Origin of the sequence: Streptomyces virginiae, assembly GCF_040638905.1 — a bacterium.
Taxonomy (GTDB): domain Bacteria; phylum Actinomycetota; class Actinomycetes; order Streptomycetales; family Streptomycetaceae; genus Streptomyces; species Streptomyces virginiae_B.
This window is the reverse complement of the sequence record NZ_JBEZYV010000006.1, coordinates 94510-111156: the sequence shown is the minus strand read 5'-3', so window position 1 is coordinate 111156 and position 16647 is coordinate 94510. Positions and strand designations below refer to the sequence as shown.

18 protein-coding genes are annotated in these 16647 nt (G+C 69.7%); 2 read left to right on the top strand and 16 right to left on the bottom strand.

Annotated features, from left to right (window positions below; translation table 11 throughout):
* Nucleotides 1-87 precede the first annotated feature (87 nt).
* The 8 genes from AB0F82_RS11345 to AB0F82_RS11310 form a co-directional block, all read right to left on the bottom strand.
* The gene (locus AB0F82_RS11345; protein ID WP_362625841.1) at nucleotides 88-288 is read right to left on the bottom strand and encodes a hypothetical protein; all 201 of its coding nucleotides are present in this window, start codon (nucleotides 286-288) and stop codon (nucleotides 88-90) included.
* Nucleotides 289-314: 26 nt separating this feature from the next.
* Nucleotides 315-542, bottom strand: a complete 228-nt coding sequence (locus tag AB0F82_RS11340; protein WP_362625838.1) for a hypothetical protein — start codon at nucleotides 540-542, stop codon at nucleotides 315-317.
* A 14-nt stretch (nucleotides 543-556) separates the two neighbouring features.
* Nucleotides 557-1525 carry a helix-turn-helix transcriptional regulator gene (locus AB0F82_RS11335; protein WP_030025909.1) on the bottom strand — a complete coding sequence of 323 codons (969 nt, stop codon included), beginning with the start codon at nucleotides 1523-1525 and terminating at the stop codon, nucleotides 557-559.
* A 102-nt stretch (nucleotides 1526-1627) separates the two neighbouring features.
* Entirely contained in the window at nucleotides 1628-2584 is a 957-nt protein-coding gene (locus AB0F82_RS11330) for a helix-turn-helix transcriptional regulator (protein ID WP_362625835.1), read from the bottom strand.
* A gap of 126 nt (nucleotides 2585-2710) precedes the next feature.
* A complete protein-coding gene (locus AB0F82_RS11325) occupies nucleotides 2711-3091 on the bottom strand; it encodes an FKBP-type peptidyl-prolyl cis-trans isomerase (RefSeq protein ID WP_326479019.1) in 381 nt (126 codons plus the stop codon).
* A gap of 38 nt (nucleotides 3092-3129) precedes the next feature.
* Nucleotides 3130-4071 carry an FKBP-type peptidyl-prolyl cis-trans isomerase gene (locus tag AB0F82_RS11320; protein WP_362625832.1) on the bottom strand — a complete coding sequence of 314 codons (942 nt, stop codon included), beginning with the start codon at nucleotides 4069-4071 and terminating at the stop codon, nucleotides 3130-3132.
* 115 nt (nucleotides 4072-4186) lie between these two features.
* Nucleotides 4187-5548 (bottom strand): Pup--protein ligase, encoded by a 1362-nt coding sequence (gene pafA / locus AB0F82_RS11315; protein ID WP_356810893.1) that lies wholly within the window; start codon nucleotides 5546-5548, stop codon nucleotides 4187-4189.
* Between the two features lie 139 nt (nucleotides 5549-5687).
* Entirely contained in the window at nucleotides 5688-6950 is a 1263-nt protein-coding gene (locus tag AB0F82_RS11310; protein WP_362625829.1) for an MFS transporter, read from the bottom strand.
* 135 nt (nucleotides 6951-7085) lie between these two features.
* Here AB0F82_RS11310 and AB0F82_RS11305 point away from each other — a divergent pair, with 135 nt between their 5' ends.
* The gene (locus AB0F82_RS11305) at nucleotides 7086-8084 is read left to right on the top strand and encodes a LacI family DNA-binding transcriptional regulator (RefSeq protein ID WP_362625826.1); all 999 of its coding nucleotides are present in this window, start codon (nucleotides 7086-7088) and stop codon (nucleotides 8082-8084) included.
* A 99-nt stretch (nucleotides 8085-8183) separates the two neighbouring features.
* On the opposite strand, the gene prcA is transcribed toward AB0F82_RS11305, so the two are convergent.
* From prcA to arc, 6 genes are all read right to left on the bottom strand, one after another.
* Complete coding sequence (gene prcA, locus AB0F82_RS11300) at nucleotides 8184-8948, bottom strand: proteasome subunit alpha (RefSeq protein ID WP_030655938.1); 765 nt, start codon at nucleotides 8946-8948, stop codon at nucleotides 8184-8186.
* A gap of 46 nt (nucleotides 8949-8994) precedes the next feature.
* Complete coding sequence (gene prcB, locus AB0F82_RS11295) at nucleotides 8995-9834, bottom strand: proteasome subunit beta (RefSeq protein ID WP_134074766.1); 840 nt, start codon at nucleotides 9832-9834, stop codon at nucleotides 8995-8997.
* On the bottom strand, nucleotides 9786-10019 hold the full coding sequence (locus tag AB0F82_RS38660) for an endonuclease VII domain-containing protein (protein WP_436842074.1): 234 nt from the start codon (nucleotides 10017-10019) through the stop codon (nucleotides 9786-9788). The genes prcB and AB0F82_RS38660 overlap by 49 nt, the downstream gene beginning before the upstream one ends.
* 396 nt (nucleotides 10020-10415) lie before the next feature.
* On the bottom strand, nucleotides 10416-10628 hold the full coding sequence (locus AB0F82_RS11285; RefSeq protein WP_030233608.1) for a ubiquitin-like protein Pup: 213 nt from the start codon (nucleotides 10626-10628) through the stop codon (nucleotides 10416-10418).
* A gap of 174 nt (nucleotides 10629-10802) precedes the next feature.
* A complete protein-coding gene (gene dop, locus AB0F82_RS11280) occupies nucleotides 10803-12314 on the bottom strand; it encodes a depupylase/deamidase Dop (protein ID WP_362625819.1) in 1512 nt (503 codons plus the stop codon).
* A 262-nt stretch (nucleotides 12315-12576) separates the two neighbouring features.
* Complete coding sequence (gene arc / locus AB0F82_RS11275) at nucleotides 12577-14343, bottom strand: proteasome ATPase (protein WP_356810888.1); 1767 nt, start codon at nucleotides 14341-14343, stop codon at nucleotides 12577-12579.
* 264 nt (nucleotides 14344-14607) lie between these two features.
* Between arc and AB0F82_RS11270 the strand changes: the two genes are divergently transcribed.
* Nucleotides 14608-14928 carry a ferredoxin gene (locus AB0F82_RS11270; RefSeq protein ID WP_356810887.1) on the top strand — a complete coding sequence of 107 codons (321 nt, stop codon included), beginning with the start codon at nucleotides 14608-14610 and terminating at the stop codon, nucleotides 14926-14928.
* 4 nt (nucleotides 14929-14932) lie between these two features.
* On the opposite strand, the gene AB0F82_RS11265 is transcribed toward AB0F82_RS11270, so the two are convergent.
* Both AB0F82_RS11265 and AB0F82_RS11260 read right to left on the bottom strand, forming a co-directional pair.
* Nucleotides 14933-15544: a hypothetical protein gene (locus tag AB0F82_RS11265; RefSeq protein WP_356810886.1), complete on the bottom strand. Its 612-nt coding sequence runs from the start codon at nucleotides 15542-15544 to the stop codon at nucleotides 14933-14935.
* Nucleotides 15545-15733: 189 nt separating this feature from the next.
* Nucleotides 15734-16630: a tRNA (adenine-N1)-methyltransferase gene (locus AB0F82_RS11260; RefSeq protein ID WP_030833375.1), complete on the bottom strand. Its 897-nt coding sequence runs from the start codon at nucleotides 16628-16630 to the stop codon at nucleotides 15734-15736.
* Nucleotides 16631-16647 lie beyond the last annotated feature (17 nt).

The window sequence follows — 16647 nt, the reverse complement described above, 5'->3', positions numbered from 1 at the left end:
GGGGTTAACGCCCGGCAATCCCCCGACGTATCCCGTCTTGCGTCCTGGCCGGTTGTCAATCCCCCGGTCACACGCCTGTCGCGTTCGTTACGGCCGCGCGTCGTGGCCCGCCCGGGCCAGACCCGCCGCCTCCCGCTCCAGATCGGCCGACGCGGAGGCGATCCGGCGGCTGGCCAGCGCGACCTCTGCGGAGAGCCGGCGCACCTCCACGTACACGCGCACGGCCAGCACGGCGAGCACGGACACTCCGAGGAAGCCCAGGGCAATTGCGAACATCGGCCACAGCATGGGCCGAGCCTAGGCCACCGGGCGCCTCAGATGCTGCGCAGGGTGCTCACGCCGCCACCGGTCAGCAGCTCCACGATGCGGTCCCCGGCCGGTTTGCGGACGGCGGCACCGCATTGAGGACACGTGAAGGAGTAGAAGGTGGCCCTGCGGCTGCCGCCGATGGCCAGCCGCAGGGCTCCCGCGTCCAGCTCGAAGCGGGCGCGGCACTCGGGACAGGAGGCCTTGAAGGCGACGGGCCCGGACGTTGGCGACATCGACCGCGCTCCCCTCAGACCTGTTCCCCGTACCCCGCGAGGGCCTCCCGGGCGGCGCTGCGCGCGCTGTCCGCCAGCTCGGCGGGGGCGGTGATCCGCCCCTCTCGGCCCAGCCGCAGCGCGAGGCGGCGCAGCGAGCCCGGGTCCGGGGTGCGCAGCGTGATCCGCAGGCCGCCGTCCGCGAGCTCCTCGGCGCTGTCGTGCGGGTAGTACTCGGCGACCCAGCGTCCGCCCGGTCCGACCTCGACCACGACCTCGGGGTCCTCGGCGGACGGCTGGACGAGGCCCACCGACAGGTCGCGCGGCTCGATGGCGGGCGGCTCCGCCCGCTCGTCCAGCAGCCGGATCTCGGCGACCCGGTCGAGGCGGAAGGTGCGCCGGGCCTCGGAGAGGTGGCACCAGCCCTCCATGTAGGTGTGTCCCACCGCGAAGAGCCGGATCGGGTCGACCTCGCGCTCGGTGAGCTCGTCACGGGCCGGCGAGTAGTAGCGCAGCCACAGCCGCCGGCGTTCCGCGATGGCCCGGTCGACATCCGCGAAGACCCCGCCCTCGGACTCGAAGGTCACCGAGAGCCGGGAGCTGGCCCCGGCCGCCTCGCCCGCGGCCGCCTCCAGCTTCGCGGTCGCCCGCAGCAGGGCGTCCCGGTCGCTCTCGCGCAGCCCCGGCAGGGTCGCCACCGCACGCGCGGCGACCAGCAGCGCGGTCGCCTCGTCGGCGGCGAGCCGCAGCGGCTCGGCGGTGGACTCCCCCGAGGCGTCGGGATTGCGCCACCAGATGCGCTCCCCGTCGGTGTCGATGTCGAGCAGGTCCCCGCCCCGGAAGCTGGTCCCGCACATGGGCAGCACGTCGAGGTCCGAGATCAGCTCGTCCTCGGTGATGCCGAAGGCGCGCGCGACGTCGGCGACGTGCGCACCCGGGCGCTCGCGCAGGTACGTCACCAGGGACAGCATCCGGCGGGTCTGGTCGATGGCGTTGGCAGCCATGCTGGTACGTCTCCCCCTCAGGGCACGTCTGTGGATGTCGCGGTTCGAAAAAGGGTGCGGCGGCGGACGGGCGCCGCACGGGCGGCGGTTCCGGGAAGCCCGTCAGGCCCCGGCGACGGCCCGCAGCCGGTCCACCACGTCCGCCCGCAGATCTGCCGGCCCGACCACGACGACGTCGGGCCCGAACTCCACCAGCCAGGCGTCGAGCCCGTGCCCGTAGGGGATCTCCAGCTCGTCCCAGCCGTCCGTGCCCTCGCGCACCGCCGAGGCCTTGGCCCGCAGCGGGTAGCCCGCCCCGGCCCGCAGCCGGATCAGCGCGGAGCGGTCCGCGCTCTCCCCGGCCCAGCTCGCCACGGTCTCCCGCACGGTCACCACGTCCGGCACCTCCGCGGTGTACTTCGCCGCGCGCGAGCGGACCTTCCCGGTGATCCGGGAGAGGCGGAACACCCGCTCCGCCCCGCGCTCACGGTCGTAGCCGGCCAGGTACCAGTGACCGCGCCAGCACTCCAGCGCCCACGGCTCCACCTGGCGGGTCTCGGGCCGGGCAGCGGTCGACTTGCGGTAGTCGAAGACCACCGGCCGGCGGTCGCGGCACGCCAGCATCAGCGGCTCGAAGGCCGCCTCGTGGACCGGGATGCGCGGCTCGATGGCACTGTGCTGGCCCTCGTACGGGTTACCGGCCTCGGGCATCCCGCCCGCCCGCAGCTTCTGCAGGGCGCCGCTGGCGGCCCCCGCGAGACGGGCCTGCTGCCAGACCTTGGCGGCCAGGCCCAGGGCGGCGGCCTCCTCGGCGTCCAGGGAGACCGGGGGCAGCCGGTTGCTGTCCCGGCGGGCCATGTAGCCCGTCTCCCCCTCCAGGTTCTCCACCGTCTCGATGACCAGACCGAGTTCGCGCAGGTCGTCCTTGTCCCGCTCGAACATCCGGTTGAAGGACTCGTCGTTGCCGGCTTCCATGTAGGCCTCGATGGAACCGCGCAACTCGCGCTTGCTCAGCGGCCGGCGGGTCCCCAGCAGACACAGCGCCAGATTCATCAGCCGCTCGGCCTTGGCAATCGCCATCGACGCCCAACCCCCGTTCTCGACACACACCCGTGACCGCTGACCGTACCGCCCCGGCGGTCGCGGACAAAAGCGAGGGCCCCCGCCTCACGGCGGGGGCCCGGCAACTGCTCACGGATGTTCCGCTCAGCCGACCTTGACCAGGTCGCAGACGAAGATCAGCGTCTCGCCCGGGGCGATCGCACCGCCCGCACCACGGTCGCCGTACGCCAGGTGGGCCGGGATGACCAGCTTGCGGCGGCCGCCGACCTTCATGCCCTGGACACCGCGGTCCCAGCCGCTGATTACCTGACCGACACCGAGCTTGAACTGGAGCGCGGAACCGCGGTTCCAGGAGGCGTCGAACTCCTCGCCGGTGGAGAAGGCCACGCCCACGTAGTGGACGGCGACCATGTCGCCGGCCTTGGCCTCGGCACCGTCACCCAGCCAGATGTCCTCGATCACGAGGTCCTTGGGGGCCTCGCCCTCGGGGAAGTCGATCTCGGGCTTTTCGAGCTTGTCGCTCACGGAACTGCTCCTCAAACTATGGGACAACCGGGACAGTCTTACATCACCGCGAGGATGTCGAGGCTGAAGACCAGCGTCGAGTTCGCCGGGATGGTCCCCTGCTCCTTGTCGCCGAAGCCCATGTCCGGCGGGATCACCAGCAGGATGCGGCTGCCGACCTTCTTGCCGACGATGCCCTCCTTGAGGCCCTTCACCTGCAGCTGCTCCAGCGGCCAGGTCACCGACTGGTCGGAGGTGTAGGTGCTCTCGAAGGTCTTGTCGTCCTTCCAGGTCTTGCCGTGGAACTTGACGACGACGCTGTTCTTGTCCGTCACGGCCGGGCCGTCGCCCTCCAGGACGTAGTTCGACACGAGCTTCGCCGGCGGGGTGACGTCCTTCGGGACGGCCACGGAGACTTCCTTGCCGTCCGTGTTCGTACCGACCTTCGGCAGGTCCTTGTTGTCCTGGGCCACTTCCTTGCCCGTGGCCGAGACCGGGACCGTGGCACCCTTGACGATGTCCACGACGAACACCAGCGTGGCGTTCCCCTTGATCTTCGGGGGCGACCCCTGCGCTCCGTAACCGAGGTCCGGCGGGATCACCAGCTCGACGCGGCTGCCGACCTTCTGGCCCTCGAGGCCCTGGTCCCAGCCCTTAATGACGGCGCCGGCGCCGATCGTCACGTCGAACGGCTGGCCCTTGCCGAAGCTCTGGTCGAACGGCTCGGTACCGTCCCACACCTGGCCGTAGTAGTTGACCTGGGCGATGTCGCCCTTCTTCAGCACCTGCCCGGTGCCCTCCTTGACGGTCACCACCTTCAGCTCCTTGGGCGGCTCGCCCTTCCCCTTCGACAGGGTGGGCGTCTCCCCGAACTCGGCGCCCTTCGTGATCGCGGGCGCTCCGTTCTTCATCTGGGCGGAGTCGGAGCCGCTGTCGTCGCCACACGCCGCTGTCGACAGCAGCAGAAGGGGTACGACAAGCAGGCCGGCAAGTCGGCGCACGTGTTCCTCAGATCTCAGACGGCAAGGCGGTCGCCCGCCACTCTAAGCCGTGCGCAGGGCCCCGTACGAGAGACGTACGGGGCCCTGGCGAGATGGGGGACGTCACCCCGCCCGCTCACATACCGGCGATGAGCTTCTCCACACGGTCGTCCACCGACCGGAACGGGTCCTTGCACAGCACCGTCCGCTGCGCCTGGTCATTGAGCTTCAGGTGCACCCAGTCGACCGTGAAGTCCCGCCGCTGCTCCTGCGCACGGCGGATGAAGTCGCCGCGCAGCCGCGCCCTCGTCGTCTGCGGGGGCACCGACTTGCCCTCGAAGATCTTGAGGTCGTTGCAGATCCGCGCCGCCTGCCCCTTGCGCTCCAGCAGGTAGTACAGCCCGCGCCGGCGATGGATGTCGTGGTAGGCGAGGTCTATCTGGGCGACCCGCGGATTCGACATGGTCATGTTGTGCTTGCCCCGGTACCGCTCGATCAGCTGGTACTTCATGACCCAGTCGATCTCGGTGCCGATCCGGTCCAGGTCCTCCGCCTCGACCGCGTCCAGCGTGCGGCCCCACAGCTCCAGGACCTGGTCCACCACGCCGGTACGGATGCCCCGGCGCTCGGCGAAGTCCACCGCCTTGTCGTAGTACTCCCGCTGGATCTCCAGCGCGGAGGCCTCCCGGCCGGACGCCAGGCGCACCTTGCGCTGGCCCGTGATGTCGTGGCTGACCTCGCGGATCGCCCGGATCGGATTCTCCAGGGTCAGGTCCCGCATCACCGTGCCCGCCTCGATCATGCGCAGCACCAGGTCGGTCGCCCCGACCTTCAGCAGCATGGTCGTCTCGGACATGTTCGAGTCGCCCACGATCACGTGGAGGCGGCGGTACCGCTCCGCGTCCGCGTGCGGCTCGTCGCGCGTGTTGATGATCGGCCGGGAACGCGTCGTCGCGGAGCTGACGCCCTCCCAGATGTGCTCGGCCCGCTGGCTCACGCAGTAGACCGCGCCCCGAGGGGTCTGCAGCACCTTGCCGGCACCGCAGATCAGCTGCCGCGTGACGAGGAACGGAATGAGGATGTCCGCCAGGCGGGAGAATTCCCCGTGCCGGGCCACCAGGTAGTTCTCGTGGCAGCCGTACGAGTTGCCCGCCGAGTCGGTGTTGTTCTTGAAGAGATAGACGTCGCCCGCGATTCCTTCCTCGTGCAGGCGGCGTTCGGCGTCGACGAGCAGTCCTTCGAGAATGCGCTCGCCTGCTTTGTCGTGCGTGACCAACTCGGTCACGTTGTCGCATTCGGGAGTTGCATATTCCGGATGCGAACCCACGTCGAGGTACAGGCGGGCGCCGTTCCGCAGGAAGACATTGCTGCTGCGGCCCCATGACACGACACGGCGGAAGAGGTAGCGCGCCACTTCGTCAGGAGACAGTCGGCGCTGTCCCCTGAACGTGCACGTGACGCCGTACTCGTTCTCCAGCCCGAAAATGCGGCGGTCCATGACTGAACATTACGCCTTCTGCCCTCTTCTGAAACCGGGTTCGCAGCCGCCGTTTCGATCAGTTCCCCCGAGGAGGTCGCCGAACGGCGGGCGGGAGCCCCGCGAACCCACGGGCGCGCCGCACCGACGCGCCCGCCCGTCACTGCGCCGACCGGGCCTGCGCAGCCACCTCACCAGAGCCGTCCGGCACTCCCCGGGCCGAACCCGCCACCGCACGGCTGCGCCCCGCAGTTGACAGCGCCCCCTGAGTCACCATCAGCACCAGCAGCGCCGAACCGCCCGCGGCACACGCCACGCCGAAGCCCCACGCCGTGCCCCCCAGCTCCACCGCCGGTCCCGCCGCCGCCGTGCCGATCGCCGCCCCCACCCCGAAGAAGGTGACCAGCCACGAGAACGCCTCCGTCACCGTGCCCGCCGGCGCGTGCCGGTCCACCACGATGAACGCACACGCCAGGGCCGGCGCCAGGAACACACCCGACACCGCCGCCAGGGCGGTCATCGCCACCGGCCCCGGAGTCAGCAGCAACGGCAGGTAGCAGACCGCGAGCAGCGCCACCAGCAGCCGCAGCCGCCGCTCGGGCGCACCCACCCACTGCCGCGCACCGTAGAACACACCGCCGATCAGCGCGCCCAGACCCAGCGCCGCCATCAGCCAGCCGTACACCGCCTGGCCCCCGTGGCCGTCGGCGTACGCCACACCGGCCACCGTGATCGAACCCAGCGCCATACCCACGAAGAAGAACGAGCCCAGCAGCGCCAGCAGCCCGCGCGAGCGCAGCGCGCCCAACCAGTGCGCATCCCGCGGCTCCGAGCGCCACGCCCGCGACGGCTCGCTGACCACCACCGACAGCGCGCCCAGCACCCCGATCGCGTTCAGTGCCAGCAGCGCCCCGGCCGGCGACCACACCGCGACGAACAGCGTCACCAGCAGGGGACCGACGGTGAACATGATCTCCTGGGCCACGGCGTCCATCGCGTACGCCGCGTGCACCCTCTCCTCACGGCCCCCCAGCACGCTCGGCCACAGGGCTCGCAGCCCGCCCTCCAGCGGGGGCGTGAAGAGCCCGCCGACCACCACGGCGGAGTACGCCGCGACCACCGAGCCGGTGCCCGCCAGCGCCAGCCACACCATTCCCAGCGCGGACAGCAGCGCGGCCGGCAACTGCACCCGCGGCTGGCCGAACAGGTCCACGGCCCGCCCGAGCAGGGGCTGACCCACCGCGTTCGCCAGCCCGTACACGGCGGCCAGCGCCCCCGCCAGGCTGTAGCTGCCGCCCTCCGCACGCGTGAACAGCACGATCGCGATCGGCGCGGTGGCGTTCGGCAGCCTGCCGATCAGCGTGCCCGCCAACAGCCTCGCGGCGTGCCGGGTCCCCAGCAGCTCCGCGTATCCCGCGGCCATGACTGCCCCCTTCTGCCCGGACCCAGCCGGGGTAATACGTATAACTTGACGCGTCATACGTACCATGGCCCCAGTCCACGGGTCCACCCCGCGGACCACGAAACCACCCCTGACCTCGCACTACAGGAGCACCGTGTGACGAGACCCACCAGCCGGGACGTGGCCACCGCCGCCGGGGTCTCCCAGGCCACCGTCTCCCTCGTCCTCGGCGACAAATGGCCCGGCCGCGTCTCCGAACGCACCGCCGCCCTCGTCCGCGAGACCGCCACCCGGCTCGGCTACCGCCCCAACCTCGCCGCCCGCAACCTCCGCCTCGGCTCCACCCGCACCGCCCTCCTCGTCGTCCCCGCCCTCACCAACGAGTTCTTCGCCCGCGTCTACACCGGCGCCGCCCGCGTCGCCGCCGAACACGGCTTCGGCGTGGTCCTCTACCCCTCCCCCGACGGCACCGGCCCTGCCCGCGACCCCTTCGCCTCCGCCCGCGCCGCCCTCGACGGAGTCATCGCCTCCTCCATGGCCGCCCACGCCCTCCACGCCATCGGCGGCGACACCCTCCCCCTCGTCATGCTCGACAGCGACCCCCGCGCCGGAGCCGCCGCCGCCCACGTCAACCTCGCCATGGCCGACGGCATGCGCCAGATCACCGAACACCTCCTCGCCCTCGGCCACCGGCGCCTCCTCCACCTCGCCTCCGCCGTCGACTCCTGGACCTTCGACACCCGCGCAGAGGCCCTCACGACCCTCCTGGGCCCCGGCACCGAGCTGCGCACCGTACGGTCCCCCCTCACCGTCGACGGCGCCCGTACGGCCATGGAGGCCTCCCTCGCGGCCCCCGAGGGCCGACCCACCGCCATCGTCTGCGACGACGACATCCTCGCCGCCGGCGCCTGCAAGGCCGCCCGCCGCCTCGGCCTGCGCGTCCCCGAGGACCTCTCCGTCACCGGCTTCGACGACCTCGCCCTCGCCACCGCCGTCGAACCGGAACTCACCACCGTCCACCTCCCCGCCGAACGCGTCGGCGAACAGGGCATGACCGCCCTCCTCGCCGTCCTCGAAGGCACCCCCTGGACCGCCCCCGACATCCCCGTCACCCTCGTCCCCCGCGACTCCACGGGCCCCGCCCCCACCCCGTAGCGCGCCGCGACCTCCGCCCGGACACGACGAAGCCCCGGCCACCCCCTGCGGGGCGACCGGGGCCGCATACACGTCCTGCCCGGCGTCCTACTCGACGTCCTACTCGGCGTCGTCCTCCGGCGCCTCGTCGTTCGACACCGCGTCCGCCTGCGCCGCTGCCGGCACGTCCGCCTCCAGCAGCCGCGACAGCTGCCGGCCCCGAATCCGCTTGAACTTGCGCTGCTGCGAGCGCGTCCGGTCCAGCACCGCCACCTCCAGCCGCTCGGCCGGAATCGCCTTGTCGGCACCGTTGGCCTGGCTGGACAACGCCGCCACCGCCAGCTTCAGCGCCTCCGACAGCGTCATCCCGTCCTGGTGGCGCTGGTCCAGGTAGGTGCTGATCTGCTCGGCGTTGCCGCCGACCGCGACCGAGCCGTGCTCGTCCACGATCGACCCGTCGTGCGGCAGCCGGTAGATCTGGTCACCGGCGGCCGTCGCACCGACCTCCGCCACCACCAGCTCCACCTCGTACGGCTTCTCACCGGCCGAGGAGAAGATGGTGCCGAGGGTCTGCGCATACACGTTGGCCAGCCCACGCGCCGTCACATCGTCACGGTCGTAGGTGTATCCGCGCAGATCCGCGTACCGCACACCGCCGATCCGCAGGTTCTCGTACTCGTTGTACTTGCCGGCGGCCGCGAAGCCGATCCGGTCGTAGATCTCGCTGAACTTGTGCAGCGCGCGGGACGGGTTCTCACCGACGAACACGATGCCGTCGGCGTACTGCAGCACGACAAGGCTGCGACCGCGGGCGATGCCCTTCCGGGCGTATTCCGCCCGGTCGGCCATGGCCTGCTGGGGTGACACATAGAACGGAGTCGACACCGGCTTTCCGTCCCTTTCTTCTGGGTTCCTACGAAGCGACGGATGGTCAGAGCAGGGCGGCGCGCGGGCCGTCGGGCTGCTCCAGCCGACGGTTGGTGACCGTACGGGCGAGCTCCTGCGACTCGTCGTCGGTCAGCCTGCGGAACCCCTCGTCCGTGATGACGGTGACGATCGGGTAGATGTGGCGGTACAGGTCCGGCCCGCCGGTCGCCGAGTCGTCGTCGGCGGCGTCGTACAGCGCCTGGACGACCAGGGTGGTGGCCTGCTCCTCCGTCAGATCGGGGCGGAAGAGCTTCTTCATGGAGCCCCGCGCGAAGATCGAGCCGGAGCCGGTCGCCGCGTAGCCGTGCTCCTCGGAGCGACCGCCCGTGACGTCGTAGGAGAAGATCCGCCCCTTCTCCTTCGCCTCGTCGTAGCCCGCGAACAGGGGCACGACGGCCAAACCCTGCATGGCCATCCCCAGATTGCTCCGGATCATGGTGGAGAGCCGGTTGGCCTTGCCCTCCAGGGAGAGCGTCGTCCCCTCCACCTTCTCGAAGTGCTCCAGCTCCAGCTGGAACAGCTTGACCATCTCCACGGCCAGGCCGGCCGTACCGGCGATGCCGACGGCGGAGTACTCGTCCGCCGGGAACACCTTCTCGATGTCCCGCTGCGCGATCATGTTCCCCATGGTCGCCCGCCGGTCACCCGCGAGCACGACCCCGCCGGGGAAGGTGGCGGCCACGATGGTCGTCCCGTGCGGCGCCTCGACGACACCTTCCGGCAGCTTGCGGTTCCCGGGCAGCATCTCGGGCGAGTGCGCGCCCAGGAAGTCCATGAAGGACGAAGACCCCGGCGTCAGGAAGGCTGCCGGTAGACGCCCTGTGCCACGATTGTTGGCTTCCACGCGTGTCCCTCCAGGTATGAGATGGCCCGACGCAGAGTGTCGGGATCGTCTCCCAACTTGCCGATGGCCGAATTGCAGTTGAAGCACAGTACGCCTCGGACCTTACCCGTCTCGTGGCAGTGATCCACATGCACGGCCGGAGCCTTTAGGCAGATACAGCAAAGCCCACCCTGAGCTGAGATCATTTCGTCACGTTGAACCTCTGTGATGCCATAGGCGCGCATGAGGTGGCCCGCCCGGCCTTCGACGGCACGACACGCCTTGCATCGCGTCGACAGCCCGTCCGAGGCCGTCTTGTTCCGGTCCCATTCCGCGTGAGGCTTGATCTCCCCACACCGACGGCAATACTTGTGCCCCGCTGGGGCTTCGACGCGGGGACGTACGTTCTTCCCCTTGGCCTTCTGGCGCTGCTGGTGGTACTCGGCTGCGCACGGCCTGCAGTAGCACTGCAGGCCGTCACGCATGGCCTTGGTCGAAGCGAAATCCGCGAGCGGCTTGAGTAAACCGCACCGTGGACACTGCTTCCCCGCCCCCGCCACTCACCCTCCCCTAGCGATCCAACCTTCGATTCGAAGGTGAAATCACTCGCCACCCTTCTGAACGAAGGAGCGCACGAAGTCCTCCGCGTTTTCCTCGAGCACATCATCGATTTCGTCGAGTACGGAGTCGACGTCGTCGGAGAGCTTTTCCTGGCGCTCCTTGAGGTCGGTCGATTCCTCGACCGCCGCCTCCTCGACCTCCTCGGTCGAGCGCGTCGCCTTCTGCTGTCCGCCGCCGGTGTCCTTGGTCGCCATGTCTACCTCACCCCGCTCGGTTCGCACGCTCATGTCGAGAGACCCCGGGATTCGGGATCTCTCAAGATCAGACCCTACGTCGGACCCTATAGGGAGGGTCCGACATTCGTCCCGGCACTTTCACAACGTCCGGTTCTCCTCATGATTCCCGGACCGATCGCATTTCAGGCCCGCTCACTGCCCCGAAAGCACCCGGACCAGGTCCTCCGCCGTGCGACAGCGGTCCAGGAGCTCCTTGACGTGGTTGCGGGTCCCCCGCAGGGGTTCCAGCGTCGGGACGCGCTGCAGCGAGTCCCGGCCCGGGAGGTCGAAGATCACCGAGTCCCAGGAGGCCGCCGCCACGTCGTCCGCGTACTGCTCCAGGCAGCGCCCGCGGAAGTAGGCCCGCGTGTCCTCCGGAGGCTTGCTCTGAGCCCGCTCGACCGCGGTCTCCTCCACCAGCCGCTTCATCTTGCCGCGGGCCACCAGGCGGTTGTACAAGCCCTTCTCGGGCCGTACGTCCGCGTACTGGAGGTCCACCAGGTGCAGTCGCGCCGCGTCCCAGTCCAGCCCGTCCCGGCGCCGGTAGCCCTCCAGGATCTCCCGCTTGGCGATCCAGTCCAGCTCACCGGACAGGCTCATAGGGTCGCTCTCCAGCCGGCCCAGCACGTCCTCCCAGCGGGCCAGCACGTCCTTGGTCTGCTCGTCGGCGTCGGTCCCGAAACGCTCGTCCACGTACTTGCGGGCCAGCTCGAAGTACTCCATCTGGAGTTGCACCGCGGTGAGTGTCCGGCCGCTGCGCAGCGTGATGAGGTGCCCCAGGTCCGGGTCGTGGGAGACCTGGTGGAGGGTGCGTACGGGCTGGTCGACGGCGAGGTCGACGCTGATGAACTGGTCCTCGATCATGGACAGGACCAGGGCCGTCGTGCCGAGTTTGAGGTAGGTGGAGACCTCGGAGAGGTTGGCGTCTCCGATGATCACGTGGAGCCGGCGGTACTTCTCGGCGTCGGAGTGCGGCTCGTCGCGGGTGTTGATGATGGGCCGCTTCAGGGTGGTCTCCAGGCCGACCTCGACCTCGAAGTAGTCCGCGCGCTGGCTGATCTGGAAGCCGTGCTCGCGGCCGTCCTGGCCGATGCCCACGCGTCCCGCTCCGGTCACGACCTGTCGCGAGACGAAGAAGGGGGTCAGGTGGCGCACGATCTCCGAGAAGGGGGTTTCCCGCTTCATCAGGTAGTTCTCGTGCGTGCCGTAGGAGGCGCCCTTGTTGTCGGTGTTGTTCTTGTAGAGGTGGATGGGCTGGGCCCCGGGCAGCTGGGCGGCCCGTACGGCGGCCTCGGCCATGATCCGTTCGCCGGCCTTGTCCCAGAGCACGGCGTCCAGCGGGTTCGTGATCTCCGGGGAGCTGTATTCGGGGTGTGCGTGGTCGACGTAGAGCCGTGCGCCGTTCGTCAGGATGACGTTGGCGAGGCCGATGTCCTCGTCGGTCAGCTGGCTGCTGTCGGCGGCCTCGCGGGCGAGGTCGAAGCCGCGGGCGTCCCGCAGCGGGTTCTCCTCCTCGAAGTCCCAGCGGGCGCGTCGCGCCCGGTGCATCGCCGCCGCGTAGGCGTTGACGATCTGGGACGAGGTGAGCATGGCATTGGCGTTCGGGTGACCGGGGACGGAGATCCCGTACTCCGTCTCGATCCCCATTACTCGCCGTACGGTCATGCGGCCCTCCTTGCCCGGCGGCGCCCCCCTCCGGGGGCGGCGCTCAAGTACCGCTGGTGCTCCGGTGCGTGTGACTGTGCGGTGCCCGTCCCCGCACTGCGCGACCGGCGGTACGGAAGAGCCTAGAACCACTGCGCGCTCGTGGGGAGATCATTTCCGTCATTGAATCTGCCCTGTCACCGGCTGGAATACGGCCGGTCAATCGGTCGGGTAAAGCAGTCGGCTGCGGATGCCCGGGGAGGGCATCCGCAGCCGCTCCGGTTCAGAGGTACTGACCGGTGTTCGCCACCGTGTCGATGGAGCGTCCGGTGTCCGCGCCTTGCTTTCCGGTGACGAGAGTGCGGATGAATACGATCCGCTCGCCCTTCTTGCCGGAGATTCGGGCCCAGTCGTCCGGGTTGGTGGTGTTGGGCAGGTCCTCGTTCTCCTTGAACTCGTCCACGCAGGCCTGGAGGAGGTGGGAGACCCGCAGGCCCTTCTGGTTGTGTTCGAGGAAGGCCTTGATGGCCATCTTCTTGGCCCGGTCGACGATGTTCTGGATCATCGCGCCCGAGTTGAAGTCCTTGAAGTACAGGACTTCCTTGTCGCCGTTGGCGTACGTGACCTCGAGGAAGCGGTTCTCCTCGGTTTCGGCGTACATCTGCTCGACGACGGTCTGGATCATGCTGTGGACGGTGCCGGCCGTGGAGCCCTGGTGTTCGGACAGGTCGTCCGTGTGCAGGGGCAGCGAGGCCTTGAGGTACTTCGCGAAGATGTCCTTCGCGGCCTCGGCGTCCGGACGCTCGATCTTGATCTTCACATCGAGGCGGCCGGGGCGCAGGATGGCCGGGTCGATCATGTCCTCGCGGTTGGAGGCGCCGATGACGATGACGTTCTCCAGGCCCTCCACGCCGTCGATCTCGGCGAGGAGCTGCGGGACGATGGTGTTCTCGACGTCGGAGCTGACTCCGGATCCGCGGGTGCGGAAGAGGGATTCCATCTCGTCGAAGAAGACGATGACTGGGGTGCCCTCGCTGGCCTTTTCGCGGGCCCGCTGGAAGACCAGGCGGATGTGCCGCTCGGTCTCGCCGACGTACTTGTTGAGGAGCTCGGGGCCCTTGATGTTCAGGAAGTACGACTTCCCCTGGGCCTGTCCGGTCACCTCGGCGACCTTCTTGGCAAGGGAGTTGGCGACGGCCTTGGCGATGAGCGTCTTGCCGCAGCCGGGCGGGCCGTAGAGCAGGATGCCCTTCGGGGGCCGCAGTTCGTGTTCCTTGAACAGGTCGGGGTAGAGGTAGGGGAGCTCGACCGCGTCGCGGATCAGCTCGATCTGGTCGCCCAGGCCGCCGATCTTGTCGTAGTCGATGTCGGGGACCTCTTCGAGGACCAGGTCCTCGACCTCGCTCTTGGGGACGACCTCGTAGACGTAGCCGGAGCGGGGTTCGAGCAGGAGGGCGTCGCCGGGACGGATGGTGATGTCCAGGAGCGGCTCGGCGAGCCTCACCACCCGCTCCTCGTCGGTGTGCCCGACGACCAGGGCGCGCTCGCCGTCCTCGAGGATCTCCTTGAGGGTGACGATGTCCCCGGCCCGCTCGTAGGCCATGGCCTCGACCACGTTGAGGGCCTCGTTGAGCATGACCTCCTGGCCGCGCCGGAGGTCTTCCGGGTCGACGCTGGGGCTGACGTTCACGCGGAGCTTTCGGCCTCCGGTGAAGATGTCGACGGTGCCGTCCTCGTTCGCCTGGAGGAAGACACCGAAGCCTGCCGGCGGCTGTGCGAGCCGGTCGACTTCTTCCTTGAGGGCCACGATCTGGTCCCGGGCCTCACGGAGGGTATTCGCCAGTCGTTCGTTCTGCGCGGAGACGCCGGCCAGATTTGTCTGGAGCTCGACGATCCGCTCTTCGAGAATCCTCGTGTGTCGCGGAGAGTCGGCGAGCTTGCGTCGCAGGACGGCGATTTCCTGCTCGAGATAGGCAACCTGGCCGGCGGGGTCCTCGGACCCTCGCGCGGGCCGGATGCCGCGGTTGATGTCGTCGTCGTGGGCTGCCACGGTCCTCACCTCCTCCAAGGGGAGCTGGACGCTTCCTGACCCTACCTGGGCTGGTGGTGATTGAAACCCCTAGATCACAAAGACGATAGAGGTGTGTCCGATCTTCACCCTTGCGTACTCCCTCACGCCAAGGAAATACCCACCCATCAAACTCGGGAAGCCGCCGGTTGTAAGGTCGAAGTGTTCAACACCCGTCAGGGCCCGTGCGACTTGCTGCGGGTTGTGACCGGGATGGATCACTCACCGCAGGGAACGGCAGGAGATATGACCGTGCAGCAGGAGGCTCCGACGGGCGGCGCCGGTGGGGCGGGCGAGCCGCTTGAGGTCTGGATCGACCAGGACCTCTGCACCGGGGACGGCATCTGCGCGCAGTACGCGCCCGAGGTGTTCGAGCTGGACATCGATGGTCTGGCGTACGTGAAGAGCGCGGACGACGAGCTGCTGCAGGAGGTGGGGGCGACCGCTCCGGTGCCGCTGCCGCTGCTGCGGGACGTGGTGGACTCGGCGAAGGAATGCCCGGGCGACTGCATTCACGTAAGGCGCGTTTCGGACGGTGTGGAGGTCTTCGGTCCGGACGCGGAGTGACGTTTCAAACACTCCTGGCGGCTGAGTCCGTCAGCTCCTGGCGGAATTTTCCGTCGCCCCAGCGCCACTTGGCAAGCTGCTTCTTGTCGGGGCAGCAGCGGGGGACCTCGGGTCCGGAGTAGCCGAGGAGGGTCGCGGTGACGGTGCGGTCGCGCACGGTGAGTTCCGTGGCGGTCCGGCGCTGCGGGGTGTCCAGGAGGGTGGCCACGACGCGGGGGCGGGAGCCTTCGGCGGGGTCCTGGGTGAGTACGTAGATGGCGTGCGGCGGGGTGCCGGAGCCCGCGTCGCAGCGGACGGCCGCCACGGTCTCGGGGCGGCCGTCGCCGTCGAGGTCGCCCTGGGCGGTGGCGGTGACGGCCCGGGGTGCGCCCTTGCAGTCGAGGGGGTAGGTGGCGGCCGCGGCGTCGGGGGCGGTGGCTCCGGGACCTTGCGCGGCGGGTTCCCCGGCGGCGGTGGTGGCGGTGGCGTCGGCGGGGGTGCCGGTGGCCGGCTGTACGAGTCCCGCCGCGGCGATGACGGCGGCCAGGGCGGTGGCCGTGGCGAGCCAGTGGAGGGGCCTGGTCCGGGTGTGGGCCGGGGTGTGGGGCGTTGCCAGCGTGGCGGGGGTGTGCAGCACGCGGGGTGTCTCCTGTGCGAAGGGTGACGGGGAGCCAGCATCGTGCCACACGTCACACGGGGGTGGAACGGCAGGGTCCGGAGTCGGTGCGCAGACAACCGAAAGGCGCTGCGGCGCAGTTCCCCGGTGGTGGGGGGAACTGCGCCGCAGCGCCGTCGTGTTGGGTCGGCGGAGGGTCCTTGGGGGCCGTTACGCGGAGCGGTCGCTGCCGGGGCCCTCGTAGTCCTCGCCGTAGGCGCCCTTGGCGGGGCGGCGGCGGCGCATGGGGGGCTCGACGCCGTCCGCGAGGCGGCGGGCGGTGACGAGGAAGCCGGTGTGGCCGATCATGCGGTGGTCCGGGCGGACGGCGAGGCCTTCGACGTGCCAGTTGCGGATCATCGATTCCCACGGCTGCGGCTCGGCGAAGCAGCCGATCTCGCGGATGGACTCGACGGTCTTGGACAGCTGGGTGGTGGTGGCCACGTAGCAGCAGAGGATGCCGCCGGGGACGAGGGCCTTGGAGACGGCCTCCAGGCATTCCCAGGGGGCGAGCATGTCGAGGATGACGCGGTCGACGTCGGTGTCGGACAGGTTGTCCTGGAGGTCGCCGACGGTGAGCTGCCAGGCCGGGTGGGGGCCGCCGAAGTAGCGTTCCACGTTGGCGGTGGCGATCTCGGCGAAGTCCGCGCGGCGCTCGTAGCTGTGGAGCATGCCCTGGTCGCCGATGGCGCGCAGCAGGAAGCTGCTCAGGGATCCGGAGCCCACACCCGCTTCCACGACGCGGGCGCCGGGGAAGATGTCGGCGAAGGCCAGGATCTGGCCCGCGTCCTTGGGGTAGACCACGGCGGCGCCGCGGGGCATGGACAGGACGTAGTCGGGGAGCAGGGGGCGCAGCGCGAGGTACGCGACGTTCCCCGTGGTACGGACAACACTGCCTTCGGGAGCACCGATCAGCTCGTCGTGGGGGAAGGAACCCTTGTGGGTGTGGAAATTCTTCCCGGCTTCGAGCGTGAACGTGTAGTGGCGGCCCTTGGGGTCGGTGAGCTGAACCTGGTCCCCGACCTTGAAGGGCCCGCGTCGGCGGGCGGCACCGGTCGGTTCGGACATGTGAACAGTGTATTGGC

Coding starts and splice junctions, on each gene's coding strand:
- AB0F82_RS11345 (WP_362625841.1), bottom strand. CDS start 288: ATGCTGTGGCCGATGTTCGCAATTGCCCTGGGCTTCCTCGGAGTGTCC.
- AB0F82_RS11340 (WP_362625838.1), bottom strand. CDS start 542: ATGTCGCCAACGTCCGGGCCCGTCGCCTTCAAGGCCTCCTGTCCCGAG.
- AB0F82_RS11335 (WP_030025909.1), bottom strand. CDS start 1,525: ATGGCTGCCAACGCCATCGACCAGACCCGCCGGATGCTGTCCCTGGTG.
- AB0F82_RS11330 (WP_362625835.1), bottom strand. CDS start 2,584: ATGGCGATTGCCAAGGCCGAGCGGCTGATGAATCTGGCGCTGTGTCTG.
- pafA (WP_356810893.1), bottom strand. CDS start 5,548: ATGGACCGCCGCATTTTCGGGCTGGAGAACGAGTACGGCGTCACGTGC.
- AB0F82_RS11310 (WP_362625829.1), bottom strand. CDS start 6,950: ATGGCCGCGGGATACGCGGAGCTGCTGGGGACCCGGCACGCCGCGAGG.
- AB0F82_RS38660 (WP_436842074.1), bottom strand. CDS start 10,019: ATGATCTCAGCTCAGGGTGGGCTTTGCTGTATCTGCCTAAAGGCTCCG.
- AB0F82_RS11285 (WP_030233608.1), bottom strand. CDS start 10,628: ATGGCGACCAAGGACACCGGCGGCGGACAGCAGAAGGCGACGCGCTCG.
- dop (WP_362625819.1), bottom strand. CDS start 12,314: ATGACCGTACGGCGAGTAATGGGGATCGAGACGGAGTACGGGATCTCC.
- AB0F82_RS11270 (WP_356810887.1), top strand. CDS start 14,608: ATGACCGTGCAGCAGGAGGCTCCGACGGGCGGCGCCGGTGGGGCGGGC.
- AB0F82_RS11260 (WP_030833375.1), bottom strand. CDS start 16,630: ATGTCCGAACCGACCGGTGCCGCCCGCCGACGCGGGCCCTTCAAGGTC.